Origin of the sequence: Mangrovicoccus sp. HB161399, from assembly GCF_013184745.1 — a bacterium.
Taxonomy (GTDB): Bacteria; Pseudomonadota; Alphaproteobacteria; order Rhodobacterales; family Rhodobacteraceae; genus Mangrovicoccus.
The window spans coordinates 15,875-34,499 of the sequence record NZ_JAATVU010000061.1 but is presented as its reverse complement, the minus strand read 5'-3'; the positions used below and the strand labels follow the sequence as shown (position 1 = coordinate 34,499).

The 18,625-nt window shown below is 67.9% G+C and carries 16 protein-coding genes, 1 tRNA gene and 3 pseudogenes; 12 read left to right on the top strand and 8 right to left on the bottom strand.

Annotated features, from left to right (window positions below; all coding sequences use genetic code 11):
* A pseudogene (locus HCC78_RS24545) lies at positions 1-1,044 on the bottom strand (transposase); the annotation flags it as partial.
* A 102-nt stretch (positions 1,045-1,146) separates the two neighbouring features.
* Between HCC78_RS24545 and HCC78_RS24540 the strand changes: the two are divergent.
* A pseudogene (locus tag HCC78_RS24540) lies at positions 1,147-1,572 on the top strand (integrase core domain-containing protein); the annotation flags it as partial.
* A gap of 23 nt (positions 1,573-1,595) precedes the next feature.
* On the opposite strand, the gene HCC78_RS24535 reads toward HCC78_RS24540, so the two are convergent.
* A complete protein-coding gene (locus HCC78_RS24535; RefSeq protein WP_172331413.1) occupies positions 1,596-2,336 on the bottom strand; it encodes a hypothetical protein in 741 nt (246 codons plus the stop codon).
* Positions 2,293-2,925 (bottom strand): TetR/AcrR family transcriptional regulator, encoded by a 633-nt coding sequence (locus tag HCC78_RS24530; protein ID WP_172331412.1) that lies wholly within the window; start codon positions 2,923-2,925, stop codon positions 2,293-2,295. Before HCC78_RS24530 ends, HCC78_RS24535 begins: the two co-directional genes overlap by 44 nt.
* Positions 2,926-3,063: 138 nt before the next feature.
* Between HCC78_RS24530 and HCC78_RS24525 the strand changes: the two genes are divergently transcribed.
* Positions 3,064-3,630 carry a carboxymuconolactone decarboxylase family protein gene (locus tag HCC78_RS24525; protein ID WP_172331411.1) on the top strand — a complete coding sequence of 189 codons (567 nt, stop codon included), beginning with the start codon at positions 3,064-3,066 and terminating at the stop codon, positions 3,628-3,630.
* Between the two features lie 18 nt (positions 3,631-3,648).
* Here the strand turns inward: HCC78_RS24525 and HCC78_RS24520 are convergent, their stop codons facing one another.
* Complete coding sequence (locus HCC78_RS24520; protein ID WP_172331410.1) at positions 3,649-4,569, bottom strand: LysR family transcriptional regulator; 921 nt, start codon at positions 4,567-4,569, stop codon at positions 3,649-3,651.
* Positions 4,570-4,676: 107 nt separating this feature from the next.
* Here HCC78_RS24520 and metF point away from each other — a divergent pair, with 107 nt between their 5' ends.
* The 6 genes and pseudogenes from metF (at position 4,677) to HCC78_RS34970 (ending at position 9,790) form a co-directional block, all read left to right on the top strand.
* Positions 4,677-5,546 carry a methylenetetrahydrofolate reductase [NAD(P)H] gene (metF, locus tag HCC78_RS24515; RefSeq protein ID WP_172331409.1) on the top strand — a complete coding sequence of 290 codons (870 nt, stop codon included), beginning with the start codon at positions 4,677-4,679 and terminating at the stop codon, positions 5,544-5,546.
* 66 nt (positions 5,547-5,612) lie between these two features.
* Entirely contained in the window at positions 5,613-6,089 is a 477-nt protein-coding gene (locus HCC78_RS24510) for a PaaI family thioesterase (protein WP_172331408.1), read from the top strand.
* Between the two features lie 73 nt (positions 6,090-6,162).
* Positions 6,163-6,246: transfer RNA gene (locus HCC78_RS24505), tRNA-Leu, on the top strand.
* Between the two features lie 128 nt (positions 6,247-6,374).
* The gene (locus HCC78_RS24500) at positions 6,375-8,426 is read left to right on the top strand and encodes an ABC transporter substrate-binding protein (protein WP_172331407.1); all 2,052 of its coding nucleotides are present in this window, start codon (positions 6,375-6,377) and stop codon (positions 8,424-8,426) included.
* 604 nt (positions 8,427-9,030) lie between these two features.
* A pseudogene (locus HCC78_RS24495) lies at positions 9,031-9,228 on the top strand (transposase); the annotation flags it as partial.
* Between the two features lie 205 nt (positions 9,229-9,433).
* Entirely contained in the window at positions 9,434-9,790 is a 357-nt protein-coding gene (locus HCC78_RS34970; protein WP_371743925.1) for a transposase, read from the top strand.
* A gap of 526 nt (positions 9,791-10,316) precedes the next feature.
* Here the strand turns inward: HCC78_RS34970 and HCC78_RS24485 are convergent.
* Positions 10,317-11,237, bottom strand: a complete 921-nt coding sequence (locus HCC78_RS24485; protein WP_172331406.1) for a LysR family transcriptional regulator — start codon at positions 11,235-11,237, stop codon at positions 10,317-10,319.
* A 133-nt stretch (positions 11,238-11,370) separates the two neighbouring features.
* On the opposite strand from HCC78_RS24485, the gene HCC78_RS24480 reads away from it, so the two are divergent.
* The 4 genes from HCC78_RS24480 (at position 11,371) to HCC78_RS24465 (ending at position 15,464) form a co-directional block, all read left to right on the top strand.
* On the top strand, positions 11,371-12,156 hold the full coding sequence (locus tag HCC78_RS24480) for a VOC family protein (RefSeq protein WP_172331405.1): 786 nt from the start codon (positions 11,371-11,373) through the stop codon (positions 12,154-12,156).
* Between the two features lie 3 nt (positions 12,157-12,159).
* Entirely contained in the window at positions 12,160-13,116 is a 957-nt protein-coding gene (locus HCC78_RS24475) for a glutathione S-transferase family protein (protein WP_172331404.1), read from the top strand.
* A gap of 111 nt (positions 13,117-13,227) precedes the next feature.
* Positions 13,228-13,845, top strand: a complete 618-nt coding sequence (locus HCC78_RS24470; RefSeq protein ID WP_172331403.1) for a queuosine precursor transporter — start codon at positions 13,228-13,230, stop codon at positions 13,843-13,845.
* A 380-nt stretch (positions 13,846-14,225) separates the two neighbouring features.
* The gene (locus tag HCC78_RS24465) at positions 14,226-15,464 is read left to right on the top strand and encodes a nitrate/nitrite transporter (protein ID WP_172331402.1); all 1,239 of its coding nucleotides are present in this window, start codon (positions 14,226-14,228) and stop codon (positions 15,462-15,464) included.
* On the opposite strand, the gene cynS is transcribed toward HCC78_RS24465, so the two are convergent.
* From cynS to HCC78_RS24450, 3 genes are all read right to left on the bottom strand, one after another.
* Positions 15,465-15,932 carry a cyanase gene (gene cynS, locus HCC78_RS24460; protein WP_172331401.1) on the bottom strand — a complete coding sequence of 156 codons (468 nt, stop codon included), beginning with the start codon at positions 15,930-15,932 and terminating at the stop codon, positions 15,465-15,467.
* A 35-nt stretch (positions 15,933-15,967) separates the two neighbouring features.
* Positions 15,968-17,686 carry a bifunctional protein-serine/threonine kinase/phosphatase gene (locus HCC78_RS24455; RefSeq protein WP_216671287.1) on the bottom strand — a complete coding sequence of 573 codons (1,719 nt, stop codon included), beginning with the start codon at positions 17,684-17,686 and terminating at the stop codon, positions 15,968-15,970.
* A 61-nt stretch (positions 17,687-17,747) separates the two neighbouring features.
* The gene (locus HCC78_RS24450) at positions 17,748-18,596 is read right to left on the bottom strand and encodes a formate/nitrite transporter family protein (protein ID WP_172331400.1); all 849 of its coding nucleotides are present in this window, start codon (positions 18,594-18,596) and stop codon (positions 17,748-17,750) included.
* Between the last annotated feature and the right edge of the window lie 29 nt (positions 18,597-18,625).

The following is an 18,625-nucleotide window of genomic DNA, read 5'->3' as shown; positions in this document are numbered from 1 at the left end:
TTCCAGGCTGCCGGCGGCCGCGCGGCGCTTGAGGCGCCATTTGCGCGAGGCAACATCTTCCGCCTGAGCTCGATCCCCGCTGCCGTGCCGGCATAGATCATGTCGCGGTAGTCCTCGGCGAGTTCGTCATGCATGCGTTTGGGCGCGTGGCCAAGAAGGTTGCGGTGCTTGTGGACCGTGCAGCGCTGGATCGGCCGGTCCTCGCCCCAGAGCGCAACCAGGGCGGCTTCGAGCCCGGGCGCGCCGTCGACGATCACGAATTCGGGCCGTCGCAGGCCGCGCGCATCGAGATCGAAGAGAAATTGGCTCCAGGCCGCGTTGCTTTCGCCTCCCATGTTCTTGATGGATAACAGAACCTTCTGCCCGTCGCGGCGCACCCCGATCTCGGCCAGCGGCCTGCGATGTTCGTGGCCTTGCGGTCCAGCCTGGTCTTGACCACGGTGCCGTCCAGAAGTGAGGCACCGAACGCGATCCGTCCGAGAGAGATGCCGAACCCGGACGATATCCTCCCCGGCCAGGCTGCGGGCACACCAGGCGTCCCAATCGACCTTCACCTTCCGCCAGGCCCGGCTGCCATTCGCGCCTGCGCTCGGACCGGTGGCGCGCAGGCGCTCATTCCTTGCTGGCGGCCCCTTCGAACAGGCCGAACAGCGCCCGCTTCACCCGCCGCGTATTGGTCCCCGCCAGATACACCGCCGCGATCAGCGCCTCGGCCTTCTTCGTGAGCCGCCTGTAGCGCGGCAGCGCCTTGGACCGCCACTCGGTGACCTTGCCGGTTTCGTCTTCGATCCGGGCACGAGGAACGCGCACCGTCTCGGTGCCAAAGGTGCCCGTGAGCTGCCGCTCGCGGTGCCCGTGGCGGTATCCTTTCTGCGCACCGTCGCCGCGGCCATAGCGGCAGCGTCCGATGAAGGCTTCGAGTTCTTCTTCGAACATCGCCTCGATGGTGGCGCGGACAGTTGCCCTCAGACGATCCTCGATCGGGTCGAACCCGGGCTCGTCTGCCGGTAGCGCAAAGCTCGCAGCGTCGTTATTCTCGGTCATGGCGTGATCTCCCTGGCGGTTGCAGCCGCCGGATGGGTGGGTTTCAGTTCACCCGGAGATTACGCCGCCATCCAATTTCCACCACTTCCGAGACACGACCGTGCGCGGGTCGCCCGGGAACTCAGCGCCCTGATCCGGGTCTATGGCAAACCTGGATGCGTTGTCAGTGATAACGGGACCGAGTTCACCAGCCGGGCCATCCTGAAATGGGCCGACGAGAATAGCGTGCCCTGGCATTGCATCGATCCGGGAAAACCGCAGCAGAACGCGTTCATCGAAAGCTTCAACGGCAGCCTGCGAGACGAACTCTTGAACGAGGAGATCTTCGACAGCTTGGATGACGCGCGCAGGAAGCTGGCCCTGTGGCGCTACGATTGCAACACGGTCAGACCGCACTCGTCCTTGGACAATCGGACACCGCAGCAAGCGCGCCGAGCGCTTGGGCAATTTGAGGGCTCCGCGCCCGGCGCGCTTGCGCCAGACGGAGAACCCGAATACCCAAATCCAACCTGCAGACTCTCGTTATGAAGGAGGGACCGCCAGGGAGCAGGTCATAGCCAGGAGACATAGCGCAGCGCGGCGGCGGCAAAGGCCCTTGTCGCGTCGTCAGGGGAGCGTCCGGCATGCGCCGCTTCGCCGGGCTCCGGCTTCGGGCCGGCCGAGGTCGTGCGCAGCGCATCCGGGACGGGTCCGGAAATGCTGTCCAGGGCTGCAGGAGGCAGAAACAAGTCCCAGGGCGTCCCGAGGTCCTCGGAGAGCCAGACCGGGTCGTCTGCCTCGCTTCCGCCCTGCCGCGAAGCGCCGCGCATCTTCATGAGCTCGCGTTCATGGGCAACGCGGCTGAGCAGGTAGAAGTCGTTCCCGGCCGCCCGCGCGATCTCGGGCGCGTCCGCCTTCACCTCCATTGCCGTCGCCAAGGGCAGGTTGCGCAGGATGACCATTCTGTCCGCCAGGGCCTTGACCCGGTCTTGAACCCGGCGATGCGCCAGCAGCGGGTTGGCTGCTTCGGTGTCGGCTTCGTGTTGCATCAGGAAGGTGACGAGGTATTCGAGGTAGTCGGAGGCCCGGAACAGCAGCCGCCGCCGGACCATGCGCGTGCGGCAAGCCAGCAGGAGGAAGATGCGCCCCGGCAAGGGGAACCCAGGAGCGTCTTGTCCCTGATCGTCGGAATGAGCGGCCTGGCCTCGTGGATGGTCTGTCCGGCCGCCGGGGAATTCTGTGACGCGCCTTGCGCCCGGGACCGCGTTCTCAGCCTTGGCGTGCGTGCTCTGCCGGGGCGCCGGTCCCGGCATGGCCGAGCGCCAGCACCTCGCGCGCCATGTCGTCGGCCAGCATGAGCAGCACCTCCGGATCGGTCTCGCGCTGCAGGAAGACGGTCAGCCCCATGATCTTGGCCTGCAGCAGACGGGCCAGCCGTTCGGGGTCCGCGCTGTCGGGCAGCTCGCCGCGGGCGCGGGCGAGGGCGAAGACCTCGGCAAAGCGCTCTCCGACCCGGCGCAGATAAGCGCGCGCCTCGGCCCCGGCCTCGCCCGGCACGTCGGCCAGCTCCAGCGAGGTCTTGGCCAGCATGCAGGCCGGCGGCGCCGGATCGCGGAGCCGCCGCTCGACATGCAGCCGCAGCCAGTCCGCCAGCGCCTGCAGGGGCGACTCCGTCTCCGCCAGCTTCTCCTCGAACACCTCCGCCATCCGCGCGTGGTAGCGTTCCAGCGCCAGCCGGAACAGCGTGTCCTTGCTCTTGAAGGCGGCGTAGATGCTGCCCGGGCGCATGTCGAGCGCAGCCTCGAGATCCTTCAGCGAGGTCGCATGGTAGCCCTTGCTCCAGAAGAGCTGCATGGCCCGGTCGAGGGTCTTGTCGCGGTCATATGGGGCGGCACGTGTCATGATCCGTCATTTAGGCGTCCCGCTGCACGACGGCAAGTTTGAGCATTCACTCAATCGTAATTTGAGCGAATGCTCAAAAGAGTCCAGCTTGCCCGCGAGGCCGGGCTGTTCCGGCCGTTTTGCCCAAAGGAGGCCCCGATGGCCGATTTTATCCGTCACACGCTGGAAACCGCGCCCGAGGCATCGAAGCCGCTCGTCGAGAACGCCATTGCCATGTTCGGCATGCTGCCGAACCTGACCGCCACGATGGCGGAAAGCCCGCAGCTGCTGGAGGTCTACCAGCTGGCGCATGTCCGCTTCCAGGAGACCAGCTTCACCCCCGACGAACTGAACACCGTCTGGCTGGCGATCAATGTCGAGCATGCCTGCCACTACTGTGTCCCGGCCCATACCGGCATCGCCCATCGCATGGGGGTCGATCCGGAGGTGATCGAGGCGCTCAGGACCGAGTCCCCGCTGCCCGATGCCAAGCTGGAGGCGCTGCGCGGCTTCACCCTCGCCATGGTGCGCGGCCGCGGCGTCGTCAGCGATGACGAGATGCAGGCCTTCTTCGCGGCGGGCTACAGCCGGAAGCACGTGCTGGAGGTGATCCTCGGCATCGCGCAGAAGGTGATGAGCAACTACGTCAACCATGTCGCGCAGACGCCGGTCGACGCGCCCTTCGCGAAATTCGCCTGGGACCGCAAGTCGGTGGCCGCGGCCTGACAAGCGGCGGGGCAGGTCTCAGGCGACGGGACCTGCCTCGCCCCGCAGCCGCGGCGCCACCGTGCGGGCCAGCCGCAGAATGTCGGCGATATAGGGTTTCTCCGCCTCGTCGCTGCGGATGGCGGCATAGAGATGCCGGGTGATGCCGTCCCGGGTCAGCGGCCGGGTCACGTAATCGGAATTGTAGCGCACCTCGCGCACCACCCAGTCGGGCAGCACCGCGACCCCGCGGTTTGAGGCGACCAGCAGCAGGATGACCGCGGTCAGCTCCACCTGCCGCACCGCGCGCGGCTCGACACCGGCGGGGATCAGCAGCTGCGAGAACACGTCTAGCCGCGAGCGTTCCACCGGATAGGTGATCAGCAGCTCGTCGCGGAAATCCGCGGCCTCGACATAGGGCTTCGCCGCCAGCGGGTGGTGCGAGGACGCCACGAAGACCGGGTTGTAATCGAAGAGCGGCTCGAAGCTGACCCCGGCGAGGCTTTCGGGATCGGAGGAGACCACCAGATCGACCTCCTCCTTCTGCAGCGCGGGCAGGGCGCCGAAGCTCAGCCCCGGACGGATGTCGACATCGACATCGGGCCACGCCTTGCGGAATTCCTCCAGCACCGGGAACAGCCATTCGAAGCAGGCATGGCATTCGATGGCGATATGCAGCCGCCCGGATTTCCCGGAGCGCAGAGAGCGGAAATCCTCCTCGGCCGCGGCGACCTCGGGCAGGATCTTCTCCGCCAGCCTGAGCAGCCGATGGCCGGCCGCCGAAAGCTTCAAGGGCCGCGAGCGGCGCACGAAGAGCTCCACGCCCGCCTGCTCCTCCAGCCCCTTGATCTGGTGCGACAGGGCCGACTGGGTTATGTTCAGCACATCCGCCGCGCGCGCCAGCCCGCCTGCGTCATGGATGGCCTTGATGGTTTTCAGGTGCCGGAATTCCAGGTGCATCTCGTCGCCAATTCAAACGCGGCTCATGTTGAACTTTAGCATTATGAATTTGCTTCACAGTGCTGTCGAGGGCTATATGCCGCGGAACCCGAATAGGAGAGATGTCCATGTCCGCGCCGCGCGTGTCGTTCGAATTCTTCCCGCCCCGCTCGCTGGAGGCATCGTTCCGGCTGTGGGACACCGTGCGCGTCCTGGCGCCGCTGAAGCCGTCCTTTGTCTCCGTGACCTACGGGGCCGGCGGGACCACCCGCAAGCTGACCCACGAGGCGGTCACGACCATCGGCAAGAATTACGGGCTGAACGTCGCCGCGCATCTGACCTGCGTCGATGCCAGCCGCGCCGAAACGCTTGAAATCGCGGAGTCCTATGCCGAGGCGGGCGTGACCGAGCTGGTCGCGCTGCGCGGCGATCCCCCGAAGGGCGCCGACCGGTTCGACCCCCATCCCGAGGGCTTCCGCGACAGCTGCGAGCTGATCTCGGCGCTGAAGGACACCGGCAAGTTCACCTTGCGCGTCGGCGCCTATCCCGACCCGCATCCCGAGGCCAAGGGCGACACGATGGCCGATGTCCGCTGGCTGGCGAAGAAGTTCGCCGCCGGGGCCGATTCGGCGATCACCCAGTTCTTCTTCGAGGCCGACACCTTCTTCCGCTTCCGCGACCGCTGCCGTGCCGAAGGGATCGAGGGAACGGTCATCCCCGGCATCCTGCCGATCGAGAACTGGAAGGGCGTCCGGAAATTCGCGGAGCGCTGCGGCACGCCGGTGCCCGCGTGGCTCGACGAGGCCTTCACGAAGGCCGGCGAAGAGGGCCGCGAGGAGGAGCTGTCCAAGGAGCTCTGCATCAAGCTCTGCCGCGAGCTGATGGCCGAAGGCGTCGAGGACCTGCATTTCTACACCCTGAACAAGCCGACGCTCAGCCGCGACATCTGCGCGGCGCTGGGCGTGCATCCCAAGGCGACGCTGGAAGACGTCGCCTGAGGCCGGGATGCCGCAGGGACGGCGCGGCAGTCGCCATGTGCCGCTTTCCCTGCTAGGTCAGATCTCATGACCGAAAGAGCGATGCGATACGGCACCGTCAGTGCCGAAGAGCGGGCCGGGATGACCGGCCTCGAGTTCCTGCAGGCGACCGTCGACGGCCGCCTGCCAGAAGCGCCGATCCGCGGGCTGATCAACGGCCGGGTCTCGGCCGTCGAAAAGGGCCGCGTCGAGGTGTTGGCCCGTCCGACCGAGGACCACCTGAACCCGTTCGGCGCGGTGCAGGGCGGCTGGTACGGCGTGGTGCTGGATACGGCGCTGGGCTTCGCCATCGTGTCCTGCCTGGGCGAGGGGTTCTCGGCGCCGACGCTGGAATTCAAGGTCAACATCACCCGCGCCATCCCGCTGGGCATGCAGGTCGTGGCGATCGGCACCGTGTCCCATGTCGGCCGCCGCACCGGCGTCTCCACCGCCGAGATCCGCGGAGTCGAGGACGGCAAGCTCTATGCCACAGGCTCCACCACCTGCATCAATCTCACGCCGTGAGGCGGCTTTTTACCGCCTGTTAACCAAGACGGATTGTCCTCTCCGGACAGGGCCGGTAAGCATCCGGCACTCCGCGGGCGTGGTGGAATGGTAGACACAGGAGACTTAAAATCTCCAGGCGCAAGCCGTGCGGGTTCGAGTCCCGCCGCCCGTACCAGCCGGCCGTCCCGAGCTGCGGGACCGCCGGAAGCCGCCGCAACCTCATCCTGAAAATCGATCGTTAACGGATCGGTGCCAGAACCGGCAGGCAGGCGGGACTCGTCCTGCGCGGAGGAGAGGCAGGGAATGTTGGATCAGGGACAGTGCCCGCAGCGTCTGGCCGACGAGATGGCCGGGCTGGCGGACGGGTTGAGGAAGCTGCTGATCGAGGAGTCGGCGCAGCCGCTGCCGCTGCCGCCGGAAAGCTCGCTGCTCCATCCCCTGGCGCTTCTGGTGGAGCAGCTGCGCGCCGCCCATGTGAAGCTGTCGCGCCAGAACGAGGTCCAGACCGTCGGCGAGGGCGAGTTCGAAATCAAGCGGCGCAACCAGATGCGCGAGATCTCCCGCAATTTCAGCGGCACGGTCGGCAAGGTCGTGACCGACCTGATCGCCCGCGGCCACGAGGGCACGCAGGCGACCGAATCCGCGGTGGCCTCGGTCAACGAGATGGTCCGGAAGACCGAGGGCATCCGCAACGCGATCCAGACCGTGATCGAGCAGGCCGCCTCCTCCAGCGAGAGCGTGAAATACGCCGCCACCCGCGCCGACGCCGCGATCGAGATCACTGCCGAGGTGCAGGCCGCCGCGCGCGAGATCGTCGAGGTGGTCGGGCTGATCGATTCGATTTCCTTCCAGACCAACCTGCTGGCGCTGAACGCCAGCATCGAGGCGGCGCGCGCGGGCGATTTCGGCCGCGGCTTCTCGGTGGTGGCGCAGGAGGTCAAGACGCTGTCGACCCGCACCTCGGAGGCGGCGCAGCGGATCAAGGAGACGGCCGAGGGCATGCAGGGCGCGGCCAACAACATGACCGAGGCGGTGCGCGCCATCAAGACCGCGAACGAAAGCGTTTCGGCCACGACCTCCGACACGATCGAGGCGATCAACCGCCAGGTCGAGGCGACCAAGGAGATCACCGAGCGCGCCGAGGCTTCGGGCCGCCAGCTCTCGCAGGCGGAAGCGCGGATCCGCGCCATCCAGGACGAGGCCGGACGGCTCAGCCGCCAGACCGAGGAATTCGCCCGCTACATCTCGGCCGAACCTGGCGTCAGTGCCGAGTCGGTGATCTTCGGCCAGTCCGCGCCCTTCTCCGGGGCGGTGGCCTCTCTCGGGACGGGCACCCGCATCGGAATCGAGGCCGCATTTGCCGAGGCGGCGGCGGCGGGCGGCATCCATGGCCGCAACCCGGTGCTGGAGGCGGTCGATGACGGCTACGATCCCGACAAGGCGCTGGAAAACGTCCGCACGCTGGTGCGCAGCGGCAATATCTTTGGCCTGGTCGGCGCGGTCGGCACGCCCACCTCCAAGCTCAGCGAACGGATCGCCCGCGGCGGCCGCGTGCCCTTCGTCGGGCCGGTCACCGGCACGGGTTTCCTGCGCACGCGCGAACGCGGCCATGTCGTCAACATCCGCGCCTCCTATGGTGACGAGGCCGAGGCGCTGGTGCGCCATTTCGAGTCTCTCGGCGGGCTGGACGACTGCGCGCTGTTCTTCCAGGCCGATGCCTACGGGCTGGCCGTCAGCGAGGCTCTGAAGAAGCCGCTGGCCGCGCGCGGCTGCGCGATCCGGCATCTCGCCCCCTATGACCGCGTCAGCGGCGACGTCTCGGAGGCGGTCGGCCTGATCGCGGAGGCGGCCCCGAAGCTGGTCTTCATGGCCGGAACCGCCGGGCCGACGGCAAAATTCGTCAAGGGTCTGCGCGGGGCGGGAATTTCCCCGCATCTGGCGACGATCTCCTTCGTCGGGGCCGCGGAATTCGCCCGCCAGGCGGGCGATTCCGGTGAGGGCGTGGTGGTCAGCCAGGTCGTGCCCAGCCCGTCGGACCGGTCGAGCCTGCTGGTCCAGCAATGCACGGCTGCGCTGGAGCGGACCGCGCGCGGCACCAAGCTGGATTTCGCGGTGCTCGAAGGCTATCTGACCGGCCGCGTGCTCTGCGAGATGCTGGAGCGCGCGGGGCCGGAGCCGTCGCGGGAGGGCTTCCTCGCAACCGTTTTCGGCCAGCGCACCGAGATCGACATCGGCGGGTTCCGGCTTCGCTTCGGTCCCGGCGAGAATGCCGGGACGAGCACGGTCTATCTCACCCAGCTCGGCCGCGGCGGCAGCTACGCGCCGCTGCCCTCGGCCCTGCGCCGCGCGTCCTGACCGGTCCGGGACCGCAGAATTCCGCGTGGCAAGGCTTGTTGCCTCGCCAGGGCACGCGGGCAGGCAGGCGGCTAGTTGCGCTGCCGGGATGCCATGCTCCGGTTGCTGGGCAGCCGGGGATGCGGCGCATCAAGCATGCATTTCGGGCGTGACGCCCGGGTTGCGGACGAAGGGCCCGGCCGGACCCCAGATATCCGGACCGATCTCTGTCAGGTGCAGCCGCACATGCGGCGAGCCCCACCCGGCCCCAGGCTAGGCTGGCGCAGGCCGTTAGGCATGGCGCCCCGTCCGGCGGCCTTCCGCGGGGATTGGCCGGAGGACCGCCTGGGGTGCGTTGCGCGACAGATGGGAGTTTGCCCGGAGCTGCCGGTCATGGCGGCGCGCGAGCTGTCCAGCCTGCTCCTCCCAAGGGGCTTGGCGCAATTCGGCCTTGCGGCAACAGGGCGTTGCGCAAGCATACAACACGCCCCGGCTTCGCTCGCGATGGTCGCCCCGGCGCCGCATGTGGGCCCGCAAGTGCTCCCGTCCGGTCTTCCAACTAGGCTCGGGACCCATTGATTTGGTTGGGCTTCCGTGATTCAGTGTTCGAAAACGAGCGGTAGGCATGTCAGATCTTTTTTGGTTGAGCGATGCACAGATGGCGCGTCTCGAGCCCTGCTCTCCGAAGCCGCACGGCAATCCCCGGGTCGGTGGCCGCCGCATTCCGAGCGGCATCGTCTTCTCCAATCGCAATGGGTTGAGGTGGCGGGACGCTCCTTCCGAGTACGGACCCCACAAGACGCTCTGCAACTGCTGGGATCGCGCGCCTGTTGCATCTCGGCTGGTTCCGACCGGTCCACTGCAAGGCGGTCTCGGCCCAGGAGGTACGTGCAATCCTTGCAGCTCGGAAATCCATTCAGAACAACATGATTGCCCTGGAGATGCCGGTGTGAGGCCTCCTGCGGAACTTCGGCCTGAAGGTTGGTGCCATCTCGCGCGGCAGGTTCGAAGCGCGGATCCGGGAATTGGTGGCAGGCAACACGGTGCTCGACGCCGCTGCGGAACCCATGCTGCGCGTGCGCGTGGCTCTGCGCCTGGAGCTCGCCAGACTGGAGAAGAGCGTCTGGCGGATGGCCTCCGAAGACCCTGTCTGCCTGCGTCTGATGGCCATGCCCGGAGTGGGTGCGGTCGTGGCACTCACCTATAGCTCAGCCGTCGACGACCCCACGCGCTTCCACTCATCGAAGAATGTCGGTCCCTGGGGCGGCCTGACACCCTCGCGCAGCCAGTCCGGCGAGCGTGATGTCTCGGGACAGCATGACGAAGGCTGGAGACGTGAATCCCCGACGGGTCCTCTGCGAGGCCGCAACGGTCATGCTGAATAGAGGTCGAGGCAACACGCTTCGGACGTGGGCCGCCCATGTTGCCGAACGTCGCGGGCGGAAGCGCGCAATGGTGGCTCTGGCCCGACGCATGGCTGTCGTGCTGCACCGTATGCGGGCCGATGGCACGAGTTTCGGGATGGAAGCCACCGCCTGACCCGACCTGTGCCGCCTGCCTCGCTGAGCACGCCTATGAGATGGACACACCGGAACTGCATCGAACCAGCATCTTGTCGATGGCCCGCAGGCTGGCGACGGACCGAAGCACGTTCCCGAAGGACCTTGAACACGAGCCGCGGCGTGGCAATCGAAGTGACTGACCAAAGCACCCCGCCAGCGGGATTGGATCTCTCGAGCGAAATCGCTTGATGGACGGAGACCCGTTACCGAAGCCCAGAGCCCAAGGAGGGGCAGCGACACGGCGTCTGCGCCTGCCGTCGAAGGGCCTTTGCCGTCAGCGGAACCGGTCGCGCCATGCCCTGCGCGGCATCGCCCCATCGGCCGGACCGATGGTCCGGCGCCGCCGCGGTCACGCCGGCGGTGCGGCCGGTTCCCGGCGGCGCAGGAGCTGCGCGAAGTCCTGCCGGGCGAATTCGACCAGCGCGCGGACCTTGCGGGGCAGGCTGCGGCCCTCCAGCCAGACTGCGCTGACCGGGATTTCCTCGCCCTCGTAGCCGTCGAGCAGCGGCACGAGCTCGCCGGCGTCCAGCGTTCCGGGCAGGACGAAATCCGGCAGAAAGGCGATGCCGTGGCCGGAGACGGCGAGGTCGCGCACCACCCGCGCGCTGTTGGCGAAGATATGCCCGGCGACATGGATGGCATGTTCGCCATCGGCGCCGCGCAGCACCCAGCGGTCGGGCGCGCGGCGGTTGGTGTCGACGATGCAGCGATGCGCCGCCAGGTCGCGCGGATGGGTCGGCATGCCGTGGCTGTCCAGGTAGGCGGGCGCAGCCACCAGCCTGCTGCCGATCTGGCCGAGCCGTCTCGCGGTCAGCGCGGCCACGTCCGGCTGGCCGATCCGGAAGGCCAGGTCGATCCCGTCCGAGGCCAGGTCGACATGGGCGTCGTCGAGCCTGAGATCGACCACCAGGTCCGGATGCTCGGTGCAGAACCGGCCCAGCAGGTCGCGCACGAAGATCTCGCCGAAGGTCACCGGCGCCGAGACCCGGATCACCCCGGAGAAGCCGCGGGTGTCCTCGGTCACCTCGCCGATCAGCGCGTCGAGCTCGTCGAGAAGCGCCGGCGCCCGCGCCAGCAGCCGTTCGCCCGCAGGCGTGATCCCGACCTTGCGGGTCGTGCGCTGCAGCAGCCGCACGCCCAGCCGGGTCTCCAGCTCGGCCACGTATTTCGAAGTGAGCCGGTTCGACATGCCCAGCCGGTCCGCGGCGGCGGTGAAGGAGCCGCTCTGCGCGGTGGCTACGAAGGCCTTCAGCCCGTCGATCAGATCCATGGCATGCCTTTCGGAACACTGCGTGGATAGAGATACAACACCTTCGCGATTTCATTCGAGCGCGGCAAGGGGCATCTTCCCCTCAACGGAACAACGCAGCGCCGCAGGACGGCGCCCCGCAAGGAGACAAGACATGGCCACTTCATCGGCACCTCTCGAAATCGGCCGCGTCGCCCTGACGGTCCATGACCTGGGCAAGACCGGCGCTTTCTACGAACACGTCATCGGCCTCGAACGCCTGGGCAGCGACGGCGAAAGCGCGCGCTACGGCGCGGGCGGCCGCCCCCTTGTCGAGCTGCGCCTCGACAGGGCCGCGCGCAAATCCACCCGCCGCGAGGCCGGGCTGTTCCACACCGCCTTCCTGCTGCCGGAACGCGCCGACCTCGGCGCCTGGCTGCGCTACGCCGCCGAGACCCGGATCGGGCTGCACGGCGTGTCCGACCACCTGGTCAGCGAGGCGCTCTATCTTGCCGATCCCGAGGGCAACGGCATCGAGATCTATGTCGACCGGCCGCGGTCCGAATGGGACGTGAAGGGCGGGCTGGTCCACATGAGCACCGACCCGCTCGACCTGGAGAGCCTGGCCGCCGCCGCCTCCCCCTGGCAGGGCGCGCCCGAAGGCACGGTCGTCGGCCATGTCCATCTGCAGGCCGGCGCGCTGCCGCAGGCGCAGGAGTTCATCTCCGGCGAGCTCGGCTTCGACGTCACCAGCAAGTATCCGGGCGCGCTGTTCTTCGGCTCGGGCGGGTACCATCACCACCTGGCCGGGAACATCTGGAACAGCCGCAACGCGCCGGTCCGCCAGTTCCCCGCCACCGGCCTGGCCGCGGTCGAGATCCTCGACGGTACCGGCCGCGCCGCAACCGTGCTCCACGACCCCTGGGGCACCGAATTCGACATCACGCCGAAGGAGGCCTGAGCCATGCTCGTCGACGGAAAATGGACCAAGGACTGGCACCCCGTGCAGAAGGCTGACGGCAAGGGCCGCTTCGTGCGCCAGGTCTCGTCCTTCCGCAACTGGATCACCCCGGACGGGTCGGCCGGCCCGACCGGGACGGGCGGCTTCAAGGCCGAAGCGGGCCGCTACCGGCTCTATGTCGCGCTGATCTGCCCCTGGGCGTCGCGCACGCTGATCGCCCGCAAGCTGAAGGGGCTGGACAGCCTGATCGAGGTGACCGTGGTCAACCCCACGCTCACCGGGGAGGGCTGGGCCTTCGGCGGCTATGACGGCGCGGACGAGGACCCGCTCTTCGGCTACCACCACCTGCACCAGCTCTACACCCGCGCCGATCCGCACTACACCGGCCGCGCCACCGTGCCGGTGCTGTGGGACACCAAGACGGATACGATGGTCAGCAACGAGAGCGCCGATATCGTGCGGATGTTCGACACTGCCTTCGAAGGCCTCGTGCCGTCGGGCGTCCGGCTCTACCCGGAGGATCTGGGCCTGGAGATCGACGCGCTGAACGCGCAGGTCTACGACACGCTGAACAACGGCGTCTACAAGGCGGGCTTCGCCTCCAGCCAGGAGGCCTATGACGAGGCCGTAGCGGGGGTCTTCGAAATGCTCGACACGCTGGAGGAGCGGCTCACGGGCGACTGGCTGTTCGGCGAGCGGTTCACCGAGGCCGACATCCGGCTGTTTGTCACGCTGATCCGCTTCGACGCGGCCTATCACGGGCTGTTCAAGACCAACCGCCGCCGCATCTCCGACTATCCGCGGCTCAAGGCCTATACCCGCCGCGTGCTGGAGCTTCCCGGCGTGCGCGAGACGGTCAATATGGACCACATCACCCGCGGCTACTATTCGATCAAGGCGCTGAACCCGTCGGGTATCCGTCCCGTCGGTCCGGCAGACATCGAGGCGCTGCTGGCCTGACCTGCGGCATTCTGGCACTTCGGCCCTTGCAATGCAGGGCCGGAGGGACTATCCGGTCGCGTCCCGGTCCGGGACCAAGTCTCCGCGACCTTGCCAAAACGGATCATGCCCATGTCACGCCTTCTGCCCGGCATCCTTGCCATGGCGGCGATCGTCGTCGCCTCGAACATCCTGGTCCAGCATCTCTTCGGGAACTGGCTGACTTGGGGTGCCTTCACCTATCCCTTCGCCTTCCTCGTCACCGACCTGACGAACCGCATCCACGGGCCCCGCGACGCGCGGCGCATCGTCTGGGCGGGCTTCGCGGTCGGCATCCTCTGCTCGCTGGTCGGCTCCCAGATCCAGGGCGAGTTCGGTCCGCTGGTCACCTTCCGCGTGGCGCTGGGATCGGGCCTTGCCTTCCTTGCCGCCCAGCTGATGGATGTCGCGGTCTTCGACCGGATGCGCGACGGCGCCTGGTGGCGCGCGCCGCTGGCGTCGACGCTGATCGGATCGAGCCTCGATACCGCGATTTTCTTCTCCGTGGCCTTCGCCGGCGGATTCGCCTTCCTCGAGCCTGCCAACGACGTGTCCTGGGCAAACGAGGCGATTCCCCTTCTCGGCGCCGGTCCGGCGGTGCCGCTGTGGATTTCCCTTGCCGCAGCGGATTGGATGGTGAAACTTTCGCTGGCGCTCGTCGCGTTGATTCCGTTCCGCGCTTTGACTGCTCGTTACGCACATCACGCCTGAGTGACCCTCCGAGGTCGGATTTTAATTTGCGATTAACCTCCTTCGTGGCAGCCTGAACCTAGGTTGAAACAGATGAAAGGAGGTGATCCAGTGTCGAGAGAGATCCTGGAGAAAGAGGCCGGAACAGCTGCGGAGGGCCGCACCTAGGGGCAATCCCCGCAAGGTTGCGGATCGCAGTTGACCGACAGGTCTTGACCGGCCTGCCTCCAAACTCTCGGAAGGGTCGCCCAGAAGGGCGGCCCTTTCTGCTTTTCCTGCTGGCGGGTCCGGAATGTTTCGGCCGCTGTTCCCGACGTGACCGGCTGGGAGGATGGTCGGGCTTGCGGCGGTGGCTCCGTGCCGTGACGATGCCCCCGAGGCAAAGCTTGGGAGGGCAGGCGATGAGCGATGCAGCGGCGAAGGAGCCCGTCGAATCAGGGCGCTGGCGGATGCTGGGGCTGATCTGCGCGGGGGTGGTCGGGGTGATGACGACCTGGTTCTCGGCCACCGCGATCCTGCCCGAGCTGATTGCCGACTGGCAGCTGAGCCCCGGACAGGCAGCCTGGCTGACCAATGCGGTGCAGGGCGGCTTCGTGATCGGCGCGCTCGGCTCCTCGCTGGTGAACCTGCCCGACATCATGCGGATGCAGCGGCTGATGACGCTGGCCGCGCTCCTGGCCGCCGCCGCCAACCTGTCGCTGCTGGCCGCGCCCACGCCGCTCATGGCGATCCTCGCCCGCGCCGTCACCGGCATCGCTCTGGCCGGGGTCTATCCGCCCGCGGTCAAGCTGATGGCGACCTGGTTCCGCACCGGGCGGGGACTGGCGCTCGGCGCGCTGATCGGCGCGCTGACCTTCGGCTCGTCCATGCCGCATCTGATCCGCAGCCTGACCGACGGCGTGGCCTGGCAGGCCGTCGTGACGGCTACCTCCGCGCTGACGCTGGGCAGCGCCGCGATCTTCGCTCTGCTGGTCCATGAGGGTCCGTTCCCCTTCGGCCGCGCCACCTTCGACCCGCATCAAGCCTTGCGCGTGCTGCGCGACCGGCCGGTCTTCCTCGCGAACCTTGGCTATTTCGGGCATATGTGGGAGCTCTACGCGATGTGGGCCTGGATCCTCGCCTTCGGCACCGCCGCGGCGGGGGCGGGGCTGGATCCCTTCCCGGCGGGCACCCCGTCGCTGCTCGCCTTCACCGTGGTCGGGTCCGGCGTGATCGGCTGCCTTCTGGGCGGCTGGCTGTCGGACCGGATCGGGCGCTGCCTGACCACGGCAGGCATGATGGCCGTGTCGGGTGCCTGTGCCTTGCTGATCGGCTTCGCCTTCGACGGGCCGGGCTGGCTCCTGCTGGTTGTCGCGGTGATCTGGGGGATGAGCGTGATCGGCGACAGCGCGCAATTCTCGGCGGCGGTCACCGAACTGGCGGATCCCAGGCTGATCGGCACGGCGCTGACGCTGCAGATGGGGATCGGCTTCGGCCTGACGCTTCTGGCCATACGCATCGTGCCGGTGATGGCCGATGTTATGGGCGGCTGGCAATGGGCCTTCCTGATCCTGGTGCCCGGCCCCGTGGTCGGGGCCTGGGCGATGATGGCGCTGCGCCGCCTGCCGGAGGCGGCGAAGCTGGCGCATGGCGCGCGGTGACTACCAGGCGTTGTAGGACAGGTACTTGCCCGACATCTCGACCTTGACGCGGTCGCCCTTCGGGTTCGGCACGCGGGTGACCGACATGTCGAAGTCGATCGCCGACATGATGCCGTCGCCGAATTCCTCGTGGATCAGCGCCTTCAGCGTGGGCCCGTAGACGCCGACGATCTCGTAGAAGCGGTAGATGCAGGGATCGGTCGGGACGGTCTGTTCCCAGACCTTGGTGGGGCTCTCGGTCAGCGCGTCGACGGCGTCGGCCGGCAGGCCCAGCAGCGCCACGATGGCCTCGGCCTTCTCCTGCGGGAAGGCGTTCATCCCCATGCAGGCGGAATGGGTCCAGACCGGGTTCATGCCGATCTTCTCCGCGATTTCCTCCCATTTCAGCCCGGCCTTCTTCTTGGCCAGGATGATGGCGGCGGTGGCGTCTTCCTTGGTGAAGAGCTCGTCGGTGGCCAGGTCTTTCATGGATCGTCCTCCTGTTGATGGTCTTGGAATCCGGTTCAGGTGCGGGTCGCCAGCGACACCGCCAGGGCCAGCGCCAGCAATCCCGAGACGCCCTGCCAGAAGCGCGCGGGATTGCGCTCCATCAGCGGCACGTGGCGGCGGGTCTGCCATTCGCGGCAGGGGCGGCGCAGGTCGGCGGCGAATTCGCTCAGCGCATCGTAGCGGCGCAGCGGGTCGGGATGGCAGGCCTTCTTCAGGGCCAGATCGACCCAGCCGGGCACGATGCTGTCATCGTCGCGGGCGGGCGCATAGGCCAGCCGCCGCTGGTCGGTGCGCGAGCGGATCTTCGCGACCTGCGCGCCGTAGGGCAGGCGGCCGGTGAGCATTTCATAGGCGATCGCGCCGAGCGCGTACTGGTCGGACCGCCAGCTGACCACGTCGCCGGAGAAGTACTCCGGAGCGGTGTACTGGAAGGTGCCCGGCATCTCGCCCAGCACGCCGGGAACGGCCTCTTCGACGCCGGCCACGGCGACGGAGCCGAGGTCGATGATCTTGGCGGTGCCGTCGCGGTCGATCATCACGTTCTCCGGCCGCAGGTCCTGGTGGATCATCTCGCGGCGGTGCAGCGCGCGCAGGCCCAGCCCGATCTGCGCGGCGATGTTGCGCACGGTCTCCAGGTCCGGGTCCGGATTGTCGGTCATCCACTGGCGCAGGGTGACGCCCTCGACCAGCTCGGTGACCACGTAGAGGCCCGACCGGCGTTCCGGCGCCGCGGCGGCCCTGACGACATGCGGCGAGGAAACCCGGCGCGCGATCCATTCCTCCAGCACGAAGCGGCGGATGTAGCCCTCGTCCGCGGCGGTGTCGCCCGCCGGGATTTTCAGCGCCCGCCTCGTGCCGTCCGGGGCTTCGGCCAGGAAGACGTGGCTGCGCGCGCTGGCATGGAGCTGGCGGATGATGCGGAACCCGTCGAGCATGTCTCCGGGCGCGGGCAGCGGCGGGACCGGGAGCTGCGCCATGTCGCGCGCCAGATCCGCGCCGCCCTCGGGCAGGCTGTCGATGCGCACCACCTGGGCGGTCAGGTTGTCGGCCGAGCCGCGCTCCAGCGCCGCCTCGACGAGGGCGCGGGCGGCGGCCCCGGGCTCCGTGCCGGAGGCGATGCGGGCGATGGTGCCGGGCGGCAGGTGCTCGTGCACGCCGTCGGTGGTCAGCACGAAGATGTCGCCGGGCGAGAGCGCCACGCGGCGGTAGTCGATCGGCAGGTCTTCCTCCACGCCGAGCGCGCGGCCCAGATAGTCGCCGCCGCCATGCCGCGCGCGGTGGTCCTCGGTCAGCGGCTCCAGGCTCAGGCCGGCAACGCGCGAGATGCGGGTGTCGCCGGCATGGAAGAGATGCGCCTCGCGGCCCTTCAGGATCAGCGCCGAGAGCGTGCAGACATGGCCTTCGTTCAGGTCCGCAAGCCCGCGGTTCCGACCGCAGAGCCAGGAATTCGTCGCGGCGATCACCCGGCGGCCGGCAGTCTCCGCCGTCCAGGCATCGGGGGTTGCGTAATAGTCGGTCATCAGCGCGGCCACGGCGGTCTCGGCGGCTTCGCGGCTGACGGCGCTGGTGGAGATCCCGTCGGCGATGGCGACGGCGATGCCCTTCAGCAGCAGGGCGGAGCCGACGGGAACGGCGGCCCCGTGGAAATCCTGGTTTTCCGGCTTCGCGCCCGCCGCGGAGAACTGCCCGATGGTTGCGGCCAGGGCGGTCGGCATCTGGGTGTCTTTCGGCATCGGTGGCTCCGGAAACGTCGAAAAGGGCCCCGCGCGAGGCGGGGCCCTGTCTTCTGCTCGATTATTCTGCCGCGATGCGGACGTCTGCGTTGGCCTGTGCCGCTGCGTTGCGCTTCGGGGATTCCTTGAAGTGGGTGGCGTAGATCATGCCGCCCACGAAGGTCAGGCCGCCGACGAGGTTGCCCAGAACGACCGGGATCTCGTTGTAGATGAAGTAGTCCGCCCAGGTGAACTGGCCGCCCAGCATGATGCCCGAGGGGAACAGGAACATGTTCACGATGGAGTGCTCGAAGCCCAGGTAGAAGAAGACCAGGATCGGCATCCACATTGCCATGATCTTGCCCGAGGTCGAGGTCGACATCATCGCGGCGACGACGCCGGTGGAGACCATCCAGTTGCACAGCACGGCGCGGACGAAGACGGTCAGCAGGCCTGCGCCGCCGGCAGCCGCATAGCCGAGGGTCCGGGCTTCGCCGATCTGGCCGATCTTCTGGCCGACCGCGTTCGGCTCGGTCGAGAAGCCCATGGTGAAGACGATGGCCATCAGGATGGCGGTGGTCATGGCGCCGGCGAAGTTGCCGCAGAACACGAGGCCCCAGTTGCGCAGGACGCCCTTCCAGGTGCAGCCCGGGCGCTTGGCGATGACGGCGAGCGGCGCCAGGGTGAAGACGCCGGTCAGCAGGTCGAAGCCCATCAGGTAGAGCATGCAGAAGCCCACCGGGAAGAGCAGCGAGGCAACGAGGAAGTTGCCGGTATTGACCGCGATGGTCACCGCGAAGGCGGCGGCGAGCGCCAGGATGGCACCGGCCATGTAGGCGCGGATCAGGGTGTCCTTGGTGGACATGAAAATCTTGGATTCGCCGGCATCGACCATCTTGGCCGCGAATTCCTTCGGCATCACGTACGACATGCGTGCAGTCCTTCTAGAATGGGGGCCTG

Bases quoted from the DNA above. Each gene is read 5' to 3' on its own strand.
- HCC78_RS24470 (WP_172331403.1), top strand. From the start codon at position 13,228: ATGTCACGCCTTCTGCCCGGCATCCTTGCCATGGCGGCGATCGTCGTC.
- cynS (WP_172331401.1), bottom strand. From the start codon at position 15,932: ATGAAAGACCTGGCCACCGACGAGCTCTTCACCAAGGAAGACGCCACC.
- HCC78_RS24525 (WP_172331411.1), top strand. From the start codon at position 3,064: ATGGCCGATTTTATCCGTCACACGCTGGAAACCGCGCCCGAGGCATCG.
- HCC78_RS24535 (WP_172331413.1), bottom strand. From the start codon at position 2,336: ATGCCGGGACCGGCGCCCCGGCAGAGCACGCACGCCAAGGCTGAGAAC.
- HCC78_RS24455 (WP_216671287.1), bottom strand. From the start codon at position 17,686: ATGCCGAAAGACACCCAGATGCCGACCGCCCTGGCCGCAACCATCGGG.
- HCC78_RS24465 (WP_172331402.1), top strand. From the start codon at position 14,226: ATGAGCGATGCAGCGGCGAAGGAGCCCGTCGAATCAGGGCGCTGGCGG.
- HCC78_RS24475 (WP_172331404.1), top strand. From the start codon at position 12,160: ATGCTCGTCGACGGAAAATGGACCAAGGACTGGCACCCCGTGCAGAAG.
- HCC78_RS24520 (WP_172331410.1), bottom strand. From the start codon at position 4,569: ATGCACCTGGAATTCCGGCACCTGAAAACCATCAAGGCCATCCATGAC.
- HCC78_RS24450 (WP_172331400.1), bottom strand. From the start codon at position 18,596: ATGTCGTACGTGATGCCGAAGGAATTCGCGGCCAAGATGGTCGATGCC.
- HCC78_RS24500 (WP_172331407.1), top strand. From the start codon at position 6,375: ATGTTGGATCAGGGACAGTGCCCGCAGCGTCTGGCCGACGAGATGGCC.
- metF (WP_172331409.1), top strand. From the start codon at position 4,677: ATGTCCGCGCCGCGCGTGTCGTTCGAATTCTTCCCGCCCCGCTCGCTG.
- HCC78_RS24480 (WP_172331405.1), top strand. From the start codon at position 11,371: ATGGCCACTTCATCGGCACCTCTCGAAATCGGCCGCGTCGCCCTGACG.
- HCC78_RS24485 (WP_172331406.1), bottom strand. From the start codon at position 11,237: ATGGATCTGATCGACGGGCTGAAGGCCTTCGTAGCCACCGCGCAGAGC.
- HCC78_RS24510 (WP_172331408.1), top strand. From the start codon at position 5,613: ATGACCGAAAGAGCGATGCGATACGGCACCGTCAGTGCCGAAGAGCGG.
- HCC78_RS24530 (WP_172331412.1), bottom strand. From the start codon at position 2,925: ATGACACGTGCCGCCCCATATGACCGCGACAAGACCCTCGACCGGGCC.